13 protein-coding genes are annotated in these 14519 nt (G+C 55.1%); 5 read left to right on the forward strand and 8 right to left on the reverse strand.

From position 1 onward, the window contains the following. Positions 1-21 precede the first annotated feature (21 nt). Positions 22-1101 (reverse strand): TRAP transporter substrate-binding protein, encoded by a 1080-nt coding sequence (locus CFI10_RS18855; RefSeq protein ID WP_206837596.1) that lies wholly within the window; start codon positions 1099-1101, stop codon positions 22-24. A 184-nt stretch (positions 1102-1285) separates the two neighbouring features. On the opposite strand from CFI10_RS18855, the gene CFI10_RS18860 reads away from it, so the two are divergent. Both CFI10_RS18860 and CFI10_RS18865 read left to right on the forward strand, forming a co-directional pair. Next, positions 1286-2188: an SIS domain-containing protein gene (locus CFI10_RS18860; protein WP_091827864.1), complete on the forward strand. Its 903-nt coding sequence runs from the start codon at positions 1286-1288 to the stop codon at positions 2186-2188. A 167-nt stretch (positions 2189-2355) separates the two neighbouring features. Then, on the forward strand, positions 2356-2565 hold the full coding sequence (locus tag CFI10_RS18865) for a PA3496 family putative envelope integrity protein (RefSeq protein ID WP_206837598.1): 210 nt from the start codon (positions 2356-2358) through the stop codon (positions 2563-2565). 46 nt (positions 2566-2611) lie between these two features. Here CFI10_RS18865 and CFI10_RS18870 read toward each other — a convergent pair whose 3' ends face one another. Next, positions 2612-4102, reverse strand: a complete 1491-nt coding sequence (locus CFI10_RS18870) for an FMN-binding glutamate synthase family protein (RefSeq protein WP_206837602.1) — start codon at positions 4100-4102, stop codon at positions 2612-2614. A 126-nt stretch (positions 4103-4228) separates the two neighbouring features. Between CFI10_RS18870 and CFI10_RS18875 the strand changes: the two genes are divergently transcribed. Both CFI10_RS18875 and CFI10_RS18880 read left to right on the forward strand, forming a co-directional pair. Then, a complete protein-coding gene (locus CFI10_RS18875; RefSeq protein WP_242530059.1) occupies positions 4229-4873 on the forward strand; it encodes a PGAP1-like alpha/beta domain-containing protein in 645 nt (214 codons plus the stop codon). A gap of 95 nt (positions 4874-4968) precedes the next feature. Continuing rightward, positions 4969-5412, forward strand: a complete 444-nt coding sequence (locus CFI10_RS18880; RefSeq protein ID WP_206837604.1) for a YbaN family protein — start codon at positions 4969-4971, stop codon at positions 5410-5412. Positions 5413-5483: 71 nt separating this feature from the next. Here the strand turns inward: CFI10_RS18880 and glmS are convergent, their stop codons facing one another. Both glmS and glmU read right to left on the reverse strand, forming a co-directional pair. Beyond that, positions 5484-7310 carry a glutamine--fructose-6-phosphate transaminase (isomerizing) gene (gene glmS, locus CFI10_RS18885; RefSeq protein ID WP_206837606.1) on the reverse strand — a complete coding sequence of 609 codons (1827 nt, stop codon included), beginning with the start codon at positions 7308-7310 and terminating at the stop codon, positions 5484-5486. Positions 7311-7312: 2 nt separating this feature from the next. Beyond that, positions 7313-8680, reverse strand: coding sequence for a bifunctional UDP-N-acetylglucosamine diphosphorylase/glucosamine-1-phosphate N-acetyltransferase GlmU (glmU, locus tag CFI10_RS18890; protein ID WP_206842311.1), 1368 nt, complete (start codon positions 8678-8680; stop codon positions 7313-7315). A gap of 123 nt (positions 8681-8803) precedes the next feature. Here glmU and CFI10_RS18895 point away from each other — a divergent pair, with 123 nt between their 5' ends. After that, positions 8804-9544, forward strand: a complete 741-nt coding sequence (locus CFI10_RS18895) for a TrmB family transcriptional regulator (RefSeq protein ID WP_091827871.1) — start codon at positions 8804-8806, stop codon at positions 9542-9544. Positions 9545-9677: 133 nt separating this feature from the next. On the opposite strand, the gene ltrA is transcribed toward CFI10_RS18895, so the two are convergent. From ltrA to atpG, 4 genes are all read right to left on the reverse strand, one after another. After that, positions 9678-10958 carry a group II intron reverse transcriptase/maturase gene (ltrA, locus tag CFI10_RS18900; RefSeq protein ID WP_206837609.1) on the reverse strand — a complete coding sequence of 427 codons (1281 nt, stop codon included), beginning with the start codon at positions 10956-10958 and terminating at the stop codon, positions 9678-9680. Between the two features lie 780 nt (positions 10959-11738). Next, entirely contained in the window at positions 11739-12164 is a 426-nt protein-coding gene (locus CFI10_RS18905) for a F0F1 ATP synthase subunit epsilon (protein ID WP_091827872.1), read from the reverse strand. Between the two features lie 33 nt (positions 12165-12197). Then, positions 12198-13595 (reverse strand): F0F1 ATP synthase subunit beta, encoded by a 1398-nt coding sequence (gene atpD / locus CFI10_RS18910; protein WP_091827873.1) that lies wholly within the window; start codon positions 13593-13595, stop codon positions 12198-12200. Between the two features lie 37 nt (positions 13596-13632). Beyond that, entirely contained in the window at positions 13633-14496 is an 864-nt protein-coding gene (atpG, locus tag CFI10_RS18915) for a F0F1 ATP synthase subunit gamma (protein WP_091827874.1), read from the reverse strand. Positions 14497-14519 lie beyond the last annotated feature (23 nt).

Here is a 14519-nt window from a genome sequence, read left to right on the forward strand (position 1 = left end):
TTCAGTGCAGCAGACTGCAGATCAGCTCAGCGAACGGCCATTGATATAGGCCTGCTCAGCCACAGCCGTCCATTTTTCAACCTGAGCCCGATAGGCCACGAAGGAGTCATACACTTTCTTGGTGATGGCATCCTTCTGCGCTTCTTCTGCCACCACTTCATCAGAGATTTCACGCAGCTTGCGCATCACGTCTTCCGGGAAGTTGCGCAGCTCGACGCCGTGCTCGTTCACGAGCTGTTCCAGCGCACGGTTGTTCTTCACCATGGATTCGGCCAGCATATCCTGGTTGGCTACCCGCAGGGCCGCACGCACAATTGCCTGCAGATCATCGGGCAGAGCCTCAAACGCTTCCTTGTTGATGAAGCATTCCAGCGTGGTGCCCGGCTCATGCCAGCCCGGGTAGTAATAGTATTTAGCTGCCTTGTGCAGACCGAACGCCAAATCGTTGTACGGACCAACCCACTCGGTAGCATCAATGGCACCAGACTGCAGTGACGGGAATATCTCACCGCCGGGCAGCAGTACCGGAGTACCACCGGCACGCTTGAGCACCTCGCCGCCCAGGCCTGGGATACGCATCTTCAGGCCCTTGAGGTCCTCAACGCTGTTGATCTCCTTGTTGAACCAGCCGCCCATCTGCACACCGGTGTTACCGGCGGCTCCGGCAACCAGGCCAAACTGGTCATACACTTCCTGCCACAGCTCCATGCCACCACCGTGGTAGAGCCAGCCGTTCATCTCCTGAGCCGTCAGACCAAAGGGTACGGCAGAGAAAAACTGAGCGGCCGTACTCTTGCCCTTCCAGTAATAGGCGGCACCATGACCCATTTCCGCCGTACCGCGGGAGACGGCATCAAAGATCTCCAATGCCCCGACCAGCTCACCGGCACCATACACCTTCACTTCGATGCGGCCATTGGTCATCTGCTTGATCATGTCGGCCAGATGGTTGGCGCCCGTGCCCAGGCCCGGGAAGTTTTTCGGCCAAGTGGTGACCATCTTCCATTTGTATTCCGGCGCGGCCATCGCCTTACCGGATACCAGGGTACCTGCTGCGACTGTAGCGGCTCCAGCACCCTGAATGAATTGTCTGCGTTTCACGGCTCTTGTTCCTTATGCTTTATAATTTGTTGTTAAGCGTGGATAACGTTTTTGAAATTAGCATGCTCTCATACAGGCTGCAATTACCTGAATGCAGGCCAGAACAGCACTTGAGCAGCATTGGGCCGATACCGTTTTCGTTGTTATACTCCTGACCTTCTGCTGATAATCGGATGTGACGGAGATGAACTCCTTCAACCTGCTCAAATCAATTGCTGAAGCCCGCTCTGACCTGCGCAAGTCTGAGCAGAAAGTGGCTGACTATGTGCTGGCCAACCCCAATGACGTAATTCACATGCGTATTGTTGATCTGGCATCCGAAGCACAAGTCAGTGAACCGACCGTAGTACGCTTCTGTCGTGCGCTGGATTACGATGGCTTTCAGGACTTCAAGCTGACACTGGCCCAGGGTCTCGCCAGCAACGCCAGCTATGAACAGTTCTCACTCGATTCCAAAGACACAGTGATCGAGTTTAAGCAGAAGATCTTCGACTCCATGATCGGCAACTTGATCAATATCCGCGATCAGCTTGATCCCGGCACCCTGGAAGAGGCGATCGACTGTCTGGCAAAGGCAAACCGGGTCGAGTTTTACGGTTTCGGGGCATCGGCACCGGTCTGTGCCGATGCCCAGCACAAGTTTTATCGGCTGATGGTATCGGCAGCCGCCTATTCCGACCCTCACATGCAGACCATTTCGGCCCTGACGCTTGGTGAAGGTGATGCCGTTGTAGCCATTTCCCAAACGGGCCGTACCAAGGATCTGCTGCATACCGTCAAACTGGTGAAGGACAAGGGCGCAACCGTGATTACCCTCTGTCCGGGCAACACCCCCCTTGCCGATCTGGCAACCATTCCCATTCATGTCGATGTGGAAGAGGACAAGGATCTGAGCACGCTGATGTCCTCGCGCGTCGTACACTTGGTCATCATTGATGTCCTGGCCGTTGGCGTGGCCATGAAACTGGGACCGGTACTGTTGGACCACCTCAAGACCATCAAACGCAGCCTGCGCAGCCTGCGCCAGAACGACAAGCGGATTCCCACCCTGCGCCGCGGATCAGACAGCGAGGATGACGGCGAATAGAGCCGTCATTCATCTCGCTGCAACACGAAGCCTCTACCCTGATGCATACCGGTGATTTGAAATTCGGCGCCGGTTAGGGTAAATAAAAAACTCCTGGAGTGTTTGCTGTCATCGGACAGACACCTTCTGTCTCCCGATAGCGGCAACCCTGAGATCGGAGAGAGGCTATGCTGATACGGAAAGAACAGGATCTGGACCCGATTCAGACTGAGGTTTTCGACATCATGGTTGGATACGATGTTGAACAGAAAATCCGGCGCAAGCAACACGCGACCAAACGCCTGCTTGAGGACCGAAGAGCCATTGAGCGTCATCAGGAGGAAAAGGAGCTGATGACCTGGCTTGACCGCGAATCCTGGTTCGACGACGAACGCTGAACCAATAGTGAAGCCAGCTTGATTGCTGGCTTCACTCTTTCCGCTCTCAGGAGCGGGGGTAGAGGATATTCAGCGGTACCGACCCACCACCATCGACCACGACGGCCGCATGCTCACGTGTCAGCTGGCGAGGTTCTGATACACCGCAGGCATGGGCAATCATTTCGACTTCATGCACCAGGTTGTGGTGAAAGTTGGCTACCCGTTCTGCCTTTACATCCGGTACCAGCCCTTTGTGCAGTTTGGGGTTGTGAGTGGTAATGCCGGTGGGGCAGCTGTTTTTGTTGCACTGCAATGCCTGAATACAGCCCAGCGCAAACATGAAACCACGTGCGGTCACAACAAAGTCAGCCCCCAGACAGATCGCTGCCGCCACATCGGTCGGGTTGATCAACTTGCCCGATGCAATCACTCGCACCCGGTTGCGCAGGTTATGCTGAATGAGTTTATTGACCAGCAGTGGCAGGCTCTCACGCAGTGGCAGGCCAACGCTGTCCATCAGCGGCATGGGCGCTGCCCCGGTGCCGCCGTCAGCACTGTCCAGGGTAATGAAATCCGGTGCCGACTCGCTGCCTCGATTTGACACAGCTTCACAGAATGCATCCAGCCAATCCGTACTACCCAGCACCAGCTTGAAGCCAACCGGTTTTCCGGTCACTTCACGCACATGTGCAATAAAATCCAGCAGGTCATCAATACTGGATATTTCCGGGTGGCGATTGGGGCTGATCGAGGCCTGCCCTTCCGGTATGCCACGCGCCTCGGCAATCTCGGCTGTCACCTTGTCGCCCGGTAATATGCCGCCCTTGCCCGGCTTGGCGCCCTGGCTCAGCTTGATTTCGAACATTTTGACCTGTTCAATCGCGGCTATTTTCGCCAGGCGCGCATCGTCAAGCCGTCCCTGTTCATTCCTGACGCCGTACTTGGCAGTGCCAATCTGAAATACGATATCGCAGCCACCGGTCAGGTGATGCTTCGACAGGGCGCCTTCACCGGTATTCATCCAGCAACCCGCTTTTGCTGCTCCCATCGACAATGCCTGTACCGCAGGTGCCGACAGAGCACCAAAACTCATGCCCGAAATATTGAGAAAGGATGGCGCATCGTAGGGCTGCCGGCAGTAGGGCCCAATCCTCATCGGTTGTGTACTGGCCGCATCTTCACTCAGTGTAGGAAACGGGCAGTTCAGGAAGTAATAAGTCCCCGGCTTGCGCAGATCCCGTGTCGAACCAAAGGCCACCGTATTATCAATATTTTTAGCCGCCCGATAGACCCAGGACCGCTGGGCACGATTGAACGGCATCTCTTCACGGTCCATGGCAAAAAAATACTGACGCAAAAATTCGCCCAGTGTTTCGAACAGGTAGCGGAATCGCCCCAACAAGGGATAGTTGCGCCGTATGGTATGTGCCGTCTGGCGCTTGTCTATCTGATACATAATCACGCCAACAATAAGCAGGACAACAATCAGCAACAGCACGACAACACCAATAAGCGCAATAAAGTCGATCGCCAGCATGAAGATGGTTTCGTTCATTTCAGTCCCTGTCAGCCTGGTTGATGCCACCTATCCTACCGCTCAGCCAGAGGAACAGCCATGGTCCGGTAGCGCAAAAGGCGGTCTTTCCTCCATTTCACTGAAGGGTTAAGCTGACACGAACAGATGGATGGAGCCACTGCCGTTATGCACGTACAAAAAGTTGTGGTGTTGCACGGTCTCTACATGTCAGGACTGGTGATGCGCCCTTTATGCAAGCGCCTGCATAAACAGGGTTATCAGACACTCAACCTGACCTACAACACACTGTCGCCCGATCTGGATACGATCTGCACTCGAATCGATGAGTTTATCGACAACGAGCCCACCGCTTTCGTCTGCCATTCCATGGGAGGTTTGATTGCACGGCGCTACCTTGAACGCAACAGCAAACAGAGCCACTGGGTCGACTCGGTCATTACGCTGGGCACCCCTCACAAGGGCAGCCACCTGGCCCGTGAGATTCATGATTCCAGGTTCAAGGGGATGCTTAAAAACAGCATCGAATATTTGTTGGCCGACAATCATCACTGGCCCTTTAAAGCCCGGCTATACAGTATCGCCGGCGACTTGCCTGTGGGGCTGATGCCTTTGCTGAGCAGGGATTCGATATCCGATGGGACCGTCCTGATTGATGAAACCCGTGTCACCGGCATGACCGAACACAAGGTATTTCCCCTCTCTCACACCAGCCTGATTTACTCACGTCGGGTACTGAATTACATCGTTGAAACACTGCAACGACCAACCTCGACTGTGGCTGATGATTGAGTTGAGCTATGGCAAGCAGCGGGCTTTTAAATTGTCCTTTCGGTGAGTATTGGCCCATTATCCATACTGTATGGTCAAGATACGGAGCCTCACTCATGCCTTCAGTCAGGCGACAGACACAATCTGAAATAATCAGCCCCCCATTGCGTTGGGGCTGGTTACTGCTGACTTGGGTCTGTATTGCCCTGGCCTTGATCGGCGCCCTGTTGCCGGGATTGCCCACCACCATCTTCGTACTGGTCGCCGCCTGGAGTGCTTCGCGCTGCTCACCCCGCCTGCGCGGCTGGTTGGAACAACATCGACTGCTTGGCCCATGTCTGCACAACTGGGAACAGGGTGGCTTTATCGATCGACGCACCAAATGGACCGCCAGTATCGGCATGTTTGTGGCACTTTGTATCGTACTAATCAGTATCCGCCACCCTGTATTGCTCCTGAGCATTCTGGTTTTCATCACCATCGGCGCAGTCGTTGTCTGGTCACGACCCGAGCCGGTTATGCACGAGTTAAAGCGGAACGACCACCGCGACTCAACATGAGAGGCCCACACTTCGCAGATACAAAAATGCCCTGCACTGCAGGGCATTTTTCATTGTGACACAAGTATCTCTTATTCCACCGTAACCGATTTGGCCAGATTGCGTGGCTGATCCACATCCGTACCCTTGAGTACGGCAACGTGGTATGACAGCAATTGCAATGGCAATGTAAAGGCTATCGGATCCAGTATGGCTGGCATCTCGGGAAGATGGATCACATGCACACCATCCTCTGGCTGGATGCTTTGCTCGCAACCGGCAAACACAAACAGTTCACCGCCTCGGGCACGTACTTCCTGTAGATTGGCCTTGAGCTTGTCCAGCATGCCATTGCGAGGCGCCACCGCGATGACCGGCATCTCCTTATCCACCAGCGCCAGCGGGCCATGCTTGAGTTCACCAGCCGGGTAGGCCTCGGCATGAATGTAAGAGATCTCTTTCAGCTTGAGAGCTCCCTCCATTGCCACCGGATAAAGACTGTTACGACCAAGAAACAATGCATGGTGCTTTTCGGCAAAGTGCGTCGACATCTGCTCAATCGCACCATCCAGCTGCAGCAGCTGTTGCAGCAGTTCAGGCAATTGCTGCAGGGCTGCAATCAGCTCTGTTTCACGCGCAGCGGTCAGGCTGTGACGACGCCCCAACGCAATGGTGGTCAACATCAGGGCAACCAGCTGGGAGGTAAATGCCTTGGTAGACGCCACCCCGATTTCAGGGCCGGCATTGGTCATCAGGCTAAGATCAGACTCCCGCACCAGTGAACTGCCCGGCACATTGCAGATTGCCAGTGTGGCCAGCACGCGCTGTTTTACTTCACGCAGTGCCGCCAGGGTATCGGCCGTTTCACCAGACTGGGACAGGGTCAACAGCAGAGTCCCCTCAGGCAACACTACCGGGCGGTAACGGAATTCACTGGCCACCTCAACCATACAGGGGATGCCCACCAGATCTTCAATCCAGTATTTGGCTACCATCCCGGCATGGTAGCTGGTACCGCAGGCCACGATCTGCACCTGTTTCACCTGATCAAACACTGCACTTGCGCCACTGCCAAACGCTTGCTCCAGCAAGTGGCCCGAGGCGGTGCGCCCTTCCAGTACCGCCTGCATAACCCGCGGTTGCTCGTAAATTTCCTTGAGCATGAAATGGCGAAACTCGCCCTTATCGGCATTGCCCAAGCCATGCTCGAAGGTGGTCACAGCACGTTCGACCACGTCTCCACTGGCATTAAATACCTGAATGCGCTCAGCCTCCAGCACCGCAATATCACCATCTTCAAGGAACATGAAGCGGTCGGTGACCGGCAGCAGTGCAAGCTGGTCGGAGGCGATGAAATTTTCGCCAATGCCAACCCCAATCACCAGTGGGCTGCCCTTGCGCGCGGTCAGCAGTTGCTCCGGGCTATCGGCATGAATCACGCCCAGTGCAAAAGCGCCTTCCAGATAACTCAACGTCTGGCGCAATCCATCCACTAAGGTCAGACCTTGTTTGAGCTCGCGATCCAGAAGGTGGGCAACCACTTCGGTATCGGTTTCCGAGGTGAAGACATAGCCCTTCTGCTGCAGCTCACGTTTGAGCGGCTCGAAGTTTTCGATAATGCCGTTGTGTACCACCGCCAGACGCTCGCCGGACATGTGCGGGTGGGCATTCTGTTCCGATGGTTTGCCGTGGGTCGCCCAACGGGTGTGGGCGATACCCAGATGCCCGGCCAGCGGCTGCTTCTCACAAGCCTCAGCAAGCGCCTGTACTTTACCAATACGGCGCAGGCGGCTGATCTGACCATGGTCCAGCACCGCCATACCGGCTGAGTCATAACCACGGTACTCAAGGCGACGCAGACCTTCCAGCAGAATTCCGGCCACGGAGCGCGCTGCAATGGCGCCTACAATTCCACACATGCTCAGGATCCTTTCTTCTGCGGGCGCGCCCAGTTATCAAGATTGATCTGCTTGCCACGGGCCACCGCCAGCTGGTTGTCAGTCACGGTTTTGGTTACGGTAGAGCCAGCGCCGATGGTTGCACCAGCACCAATATCGACCGGTGCCACCAGCGAGCTGTTGGAACCAATAAAGGCACCATCGCCGATACGGGTAAGGGACTTGTTAACACCATCATAGTTGCAGGTGATGGTACCGGCTCCGACATTAACCTCTCGACCGATCTCAGCATCGCCGATATAGGTCAGGTGGTTGATCTTGGAGCCCTCTCCAATACGAGCCTTCTTGGTTTCTACAAAATTGCCTATCTTGCCGCCTTTGGCCAATTCGGTACCTGGACGAAGCCGAGCAAAGGGGCCGATCTGCGCATTGTCACCCACAGTAGCGCCATCAATCATCGAATTGGCTTCTATACGACAACCTGCCCCAATCACCGCATTACGGATCAGGCAGTTGGGGCCAATTTCAACACCATCACCCAGCAGTACCTCGCCTTCGAACACCGCGTTGATATCGATCAGCACGTCACGACCGGTTTTCAGCACACCACGGATATCAATACGGGCAGGGTCGGCTAAGGTCACGCCTTCAGCCATCAGCATTTCGGCCTGCTGCTGCTGGAACCAGCGTTCCAGCTGAGCCAGTTGCAGACGGTTATTGACGCCCTGTACCTCCTGCTCGGCTTTCGGCTGGATGGCGCGCACTCGCATGCCTTCTTCTGCCGCCATGGCGATCACATCGGTGAGGTAGTATTCGCCCTGAGCGTTATTCGCAGACAGACGCGGCAACCACTCATGCAGCGCCGCAGACGGCAGCGCCAGAATACCGGTGTTCACCTCACGGATCAGCTTTTGCTGTTCGCTGGCATCCTTGTGCTCAACAATGGCCACCACATCGCCAACCGCATTGCGAATGATTCGACCATATCCGGCAGGATCCTCAAGATTCACTGTCAGCAGCCCAAGATCACCCTGTGAAGCGATATCTGTCAGCTGCTGAAGCGTTTCAGGACGCGTCAGTGGTACATCGCCGTACAGAATCAGTACAATCGAGTCGTTGCCGATCTGCGGCATCGCCTGAGCCACGGCATGGCCTGTCCCCAACTGCTCATGCTGCCAGACAAGATTCACTGCCTGACCCTTCATTGCCTGTTCAACCTGCTCACCGCCGTGTCCAATCACCACATGCAGCGCTTCAGCCTGAAGTGCCCTGGCACGATCAATAACATGCTGCAACATCGGCTTTCCTGCCAGTCGGTGCATCACTTTCGGCAACGCCGATTTCATGCGACTGCCCTGTCCGGCAGCCAGAATCACTACATCCGTTTTCATCATCCACAACTTGTCTGTTTGCGGCCCTGACACCTGTCAGGGCCCATTGATTCAAGAGTTGTCAGGCACTTTAGCGTATACTCGAAATCGATCAATCCTTTTTGTCACTCAAAAATTGACAATATGAACCAGCAGATTTTTGAACAGCTCGGTCTGAGTGAACGTGATGTCAGCATTTACAAGGCCTTGCTTGCATTGGGACCCAGTGCAATACGAACCGTTGCTGAACGCGCAGGTGTCAATCGCGGGACAACCTATGAGTGTCTTAAAAGCCTGCAACAGCGTGGAGTCGTCACCTACCTGCCCAAGGGCAAACGCCGCTATTTTTCAGCGCGAGAGCCAGAAGTATTACTCCAGTTGGCACAAGAGCGACGCCAGCAACTTGATCAGGCGATCAATCAGCTGAAAGGCAGTGTGATACCCGAACTGCACCACCTTAAACCTGAATTCAGCGTCGCCAATGTGGAGTTTTATGAAGGGGATGCCGGGATTGAGCAGGTCCTGCGCGATATTCTCAACCGTGTTGGTGATCAGGATGAACGTGTCTACTCGGTGTTTTCCTCCAAGCCGATTCGACCCCTGTTGTACCGTCCATTTCCCAACTTCACGGCTCAGCGGGTCGCCCGCAAAATTCGCGTGCGGGTGATTGCGATCGGTGATGGAGGTGAGAGCGCCGAGTACTCGGAACGTAAATGGATACGAACAGAGGGTTCAGTTGATGCGGCATACATTGCAATTTACCCACCACGCTGCGCCATTATTTCGTTGGCTTCTGACAATTACCCTACCGCAGTGGTGATCGACTCACGTGAAGTTGCCGCTGCCCAGCAGATCATATTCAACACGCTGTGGGGCTTACTCTAGCGAAAGCACGCAACATGATTTCTGCAACGCTTCATAGCCGTCACGTAATATCCAGATACATCGAGTAGGGTGAGGCGTCGCCGCCTCATCCCTCTCACAGAACCGTACGTACGGGCCTCGTATACGGCTCATGTCAGTAATTGACCCCGAGCATGGGGACAGAGATGCCGGTTCTCACTTGGGTCAAGTCCATTAACCCTAGTTCTTGATGCAGATAAGCGTTGGGGATCGACTGGTGGGCCAGTGGAGACGCCGCATTGTGCCAGCTATTCATCTTGATCGACTTGAACGGCGGACGATAGCCCAACTGTTTCAGTCGACGATGCAGCCGGCTCGGTTTCTTCCACTGTTTGAGCTGAAGGCAGCGTAAACGTCGCCTCAGCCAGCCCATTACCTGTTTCAGTATGCGCGCACAGTGGGCGACCCGGAAGTAGTTGGCGAAGCCCCGCAGCACGGGATTCAACTCACGGATTGTGTCCGCAAGTCCTGTGCCACGGTTTCGCTTTGTCAGCGCTTTCAACTTCTCTTTCAGTTTCAGCACCTTCTTGTCCTGAATGCGGGTGTAATCTGTATGGATTACGACACCCAGGAACTTGATCCCATCATCGCTGTGTGCAATATGGGTCTTGGTGGCATTCACTGTCAGCTTCAATGCCTCTTCCAGATACCCTTGAGCCACTTTCAGCGCGTTCTCCGCTCCAGCCTTTGAGCAGCACAGGATCAGGATGTCGTCCGCATAGCGGACGATCCGATGGCCCCGCGCCTTCATGAACTGGTCGAACGCCTCCAGATAGACGTTCGCAATCAGGGGACTGATTACGCCGCCTTGTGGGCTGCCCAGATCCGTCTTTTCAAACTGGTGGCCCACCATTACCCCGCTCTCAAGGAACTGACGCAACAGTGACAATACACTGCCGTCCGTAATCCGTCGGCGGAACTGGCGGATGATCAGATCGTGATTTAGCGTGTCGAAGCATTTCGACAGGTCCATATCCACGACCCACTCACGTCGATAGCGACGAATAAACAGCGTCGCCTTGCCTATCGCGTGATGGCCACTGCGTCCCGGACGATACCCGTAGCTTGACGGATGAAAGTCCGGATCAAAGATCGGTTCAATCAGGCTGCGCACCGCTTGTTGCACGACTCGGTCTCGAACCGTTGGAATACCCAGCTGACGCTCTCCACCATCGTCCTTGGCGATGGTAACGCGTCTGACAGGCTGCGCTCGATAGCGCTTTTCCTTCAGTTCAGATAACAGGCATGACAGCTCCACCTCCAGATTCGCTTCGAACGCAGCCAGGCTCTGCCCATCGACTCCGGCCGCACCTCGGTTGCGTTTGACGTGTTTGAAGGCTTGATACAGACGCCGCATCGACAGCAACCGTCCGTAAAGACTGTAGTATTTCCTCATACCTGCTCATCTCTGTGATGACGACTCCGGAGGTTGGTTTGGCTGCCGGTCTGTTTCGAGCGATCTGTCCGGGTACTAGCACATGGGCAATCTGCCGCCACAGTCTCGTTCTACTCCCGTGTTCGGTGAAAGCCAAAGCAACCGCATTCCTGCAGCGCCTCAACTCACGTCCCCACCCCGTCGGGTAGCTTGTGAACACAGCGTCCACCGTCCTTTCGTTGTGCGTCATACTCATTAATGACTTCCGCCCTTCGCATCCGAGCCAAGGCTTTTGACCTTGCCCGGCCCACTGGACCTCCGCCAGCGGTCGTTCCGGTTTTATCCTCCACACTGTTGCCAGGCTTCTCAGGCCGAAACTTCATCACTACTACGGCTTCATCTGCCACCTCACACCCGCTGTGGCCTTGGCTTTCGCCTTGAGCCTCAACGTCCGATCGAGCCGGATAGGGTGTCAGGCTTCCCCGGTTACTGCACCGGCTCCCTGTTAACGATTCCACCCTCAAGCACAGCACAGGTCTGACCGAGTATCGGGCTTCGCGCTATTTTGCACGCTTACCCACCTGCACTGCCGAAGCAGGTTCACTTGCGTTGTGTACCGTTAACGTCCTATGGCTTCCTTCAGACCCTGCCGTTGGCCAGCAATGCCCTTGCCAGTCGGATTGTCTTCCCCTCAGTCAGGGTGACGCCACCTTCTTTCAGGTGGCCGGGTTTGCCGGCTTCGCCGGGCAAACAAAAAAAAGCAGCCCTGAGGCTGCTTTTTGCATGCAGTCGAAAGGTTGGTTATTTACCAATCTTGCGACGAATCTGCTGCAGAGTGCGAAGCTGAGCCGCTGCTTCAGCCAGCTGAGCCGCAGCACGTGAGTATTCGAACTCGCCGGTCTTGTCAGCCATGGCATGCTCAGCATGCTTCTGGGCTTCAAGCGCGGCAGCTTCACTCAGGTCACCCGCACGCAGTGCAGTATCAGCAAGCACTGTCACTTTATGCGGCTGTACTTCGATAAAGCCACCGGAGACGTAGAATACATCTTCCTCACCGCCCTGCTTGCGCAGCTCGACAGGGCCTGGTTTCAGTTCCGTCAGAAGCGGAGCGTGACCCGGATAGATACCCAGGTCACCCAGGCTACCTGTCACGGAGACGAACTCGATCAGGCCGGAGAAGATCTGCTCTTCGGCACTTACGATGTCACAATGAACAGTCATAGCCATCTTGATTACCTCTTAAAAGGTTCCGCGCGGAACTTACAGGCCCTTCGCTTTCTCAACAGCTTCGTCGATGGTGCCAACCATGTAGAACGCCTGTTCCGGCAGGTGATCATATTCACCTTTCAGAATGCCGTCGAAGCCACGGATGGTTTCCTTCAGAGACACGTATTTACCCGGAGAACCGGTAAATACTTCGGCCACGAAGAACGGCTGAGACAGGAAGCGCTGAATCTTACGCGCACGGGATACAGTCTGCTTGTCTTCTTCAGACAGCTCGTCCATACCCAGAATCGCGATGATATCCTTCAGCTCCTTGTAGCGCTGCAGGGTCTGCTGAACGCCACGAGCGATTTCGTAGTGTTCCTGACCGATAACCAGCGGATCCAGCTGACGAGAGGTGGAGTCCAGCGGGTCGATCGCCGGGTAGATACCCAGCTCCGCGATTTGACGAGACAGTACTACAGTCGCATCAAGGTGGGAGAAGGTGGTTGCCGGAGACGGGTCAGTCAAGTCATCCGCCGGTACGTATACCGCCTGGATAGACGTGATGGAACCTGTCTTGGTAGAGGTGATACGTTCCTGCAGAACGCCCATCTCTTCCGCCAGAGTCGGCTGGTAACCTACCGCAGAAGGCATACGACCCAGCAGTGCCGATACTTCGGTACCCGCCAGGGTGTAACGGTAGATGTTGTCGACGAACAGCAGTACGTCACGGCCTTCATCACGGAATTTTTCCGCCATGGTCAGACCGGTCAGAGCTACACGCAGACGGTTACCCGGCGGCTCGTTCATCTGGCCGTAGACCATCGCCACCTTGGACTTGTCGAACTGTTCAACGTTTACAACGCCAGCTTCCTGCATCTCATGGTAGAAATCGTTACCCTCACGAGTACGCTCACCAACGCCCGCAAATACGGACAGACCAGAGTGCTGAGTTGCGATGTTGTTGATCAGCTCCATCATGTTTACGGTCTTGCCTACACCGGCACCACCGAACAGACCGACCTTACCACCCTTAGCGAACGGGCAAACCAGGTCGATAACCTTGATGCCGGTTTCCAGCAACTCGTTAGTAGCTGCCTGGTCAGCGTAAGACGGCGCCTTACGGTGGATGGCGTAACGCTCTTCTTCACCGATCGGACCACATTCGTCGATCGGCTCACCCAGAACGTTCATGATACGACCCAGGGTGGCAGTACCGACCGGTACAGATACCGGAGCGCCAGTGTTGGTCGTTTCCAAACCACGGCTCAGACCTTCAGTCTGACCCATGGCAATTGCACGTACGACACCGTCGCCCAGCTGCTGCTGAACTTCCAGTGTCAGGCCGGTTTTTTCGACGGTCAATGCGTCGTAAACCTTCGGCACGTTGTCACGCGGGAATTCCACGTCTACAACCGCACCGATAATCTGAACAATACGTCCGCTACTCATGTTCGGATCCTCTTAACTTTTAAACCTGTTCACTGCATCAAACAGCAGCAGCACCACCGACGATCTCGGAAATTTCCTGAGTAATCGCCGCCTGACGAGCCTTGTTGTATACCAGTTGAAGCTCGTCGATCAGGTTGCCGGCGTTGTCGGTTGCATTCTTCATCGCCAGCATTCGGGCTGCCTGTTCACAGGCGTTGTTCTCAACCACGGCCTGATAGACCAGGGACTCGATGTAACGCGTCAGCAGGCCGTTCAACAGCTCCTTCGCGTCCGGTTCGTACAGATAGTCCCAGTGATGGTTGAGCGTCTTGTCATCGTCTTCCGCCTTCAGCGGCAGCAGCTGCTCTACGCCAGGCTTCTGGGTCATGGTGTTCACGAAATCGTTGGATACGATGAACAATTGATCCAGCTTGCCTTCGTCGAAGTTATCCAGCATCACCTTGACCGAACCGATCAACTGTTCCAGTTCCGGCGCATCGCCGAGACCGCCCTTCGCAGCAACGACGTTACCGCCGTAGTTACGGAAGAAGGTGATTGCCTTAGAGCCCAGTGCACAGATATCGACTTCGATATTCCTGTCGTGGAACTCTTTCATCTTGCTTACAGCTGCCTTGAACGCATTCACGTTCAAACCGCCACAGAGGCCACGGTCGGATGCCACAATAATGAAGCCGACACGTTTGACCTCACGCTCCTGCATGTAGAGGTGCTTGTATTCAGGGTTGGCTTTCGCCAGATGCTGAATAACACCACGGATGCTCTGGGCGTACGGACGGGAAGACTGCATGCGATCCTGGGCTTTACGCATCTTCGACGCAGCAACCATTTCCATGGCGCTGGTGATTTTGCGCGTGCTGCCAATGCTCGCAATCTGCGTCTTAATCTCTTTTCCGACTGCCATAGTTCCGCCTATTAAACTTGAAT

Source organism: Marinobacterium iners (genome assembly GCF_017310015.1).
Lineage (GTDB): Bacteria > Pseudomonadota > Gammaproteobacteria > Pseudomonadales > Balneatricaceae > Marinobacterium > Marinobacterium iners.

Coding starts and splice junctions, on each gene's coding strand:
- atpD (WP_091827873.1), bottom strand. CDS start 13,595: ATGAGTAGCGGACGTATTGTTCAGATTATCGGTGCGGTTGTAGACGTG.
- CFI10_RS18875 (WP_242530059.1), top strand. CDS start 4,229: ATGGATGGAGCCACTGCCGTTATGCACGTACAAAAAGTTGTGGTGTTG.
- CFI10_RS18870 (WP_206837602.1), bottom strand. CDS start 4,102: ATGAACGAAACCATCTTCATGCTGGCGATCGACTTTATTGCGCTTATT.
- ltrA (WP_206837609.1), bottom strand. CDS start 10,958: ATGAGGAAATACTACAGTCTTTACGGACGGTTGCTGTCGATGCGGCGT.
- atpG (WP_091827874.1), bottom strand. CDS start 14,496: ATGGCAGTCGGAAAAGAGATTAAGACGCAGATTGCGAGCATTGGCAGC.
- glmS (WP_206837606.1), bottom strand. CDS start 7,310: ATGTGTGGAATTGTAGGCGCCATTGCAGCGCGCTCCGTGGCCGGAATT.
- glmU (WP_206842311.1), bottom strand. CDS start 8,680: ATGAAAACGGATGTAGTGATTCTGGCTGCCGGACAGGGCAGTCGCATG.
- CFI10_RS18865 (WP_206837598.1), top strand. CDS start 2,356: ATGCTGATACGGAAAGAACAGGATCTGGACCCGATTCAGACTGAGGTT.
- CFI10_RS18880 (WP_206837604.1), top strand. CDS start 4,969: ATGCCTTCAGTCAGGCGACAGACACAATCTGAAATAATCAGCCCCCCA.
- CFI10_RS18860 (WP_091827864.1), top strand. CDS start 1,286: ATGAACTCCTTCAACCTGCTCAAATCAATTGCTGAAGCCCGCTCTGAC.
- CFI10_RS18895 (WP_091827871.1), top strand. CDS start 8,804: ATGAACCAGCAGATTTTTGAACAGCTCGGTCTGAGTGAACGTGATGTC.
- CFI10_RS18905 (WP_091827872.1), bottom strand. CDS start 12,164: ATGGCTATGACTGTTCATTGTGACATCGTAAGTGCCGAAGAGCAGATC.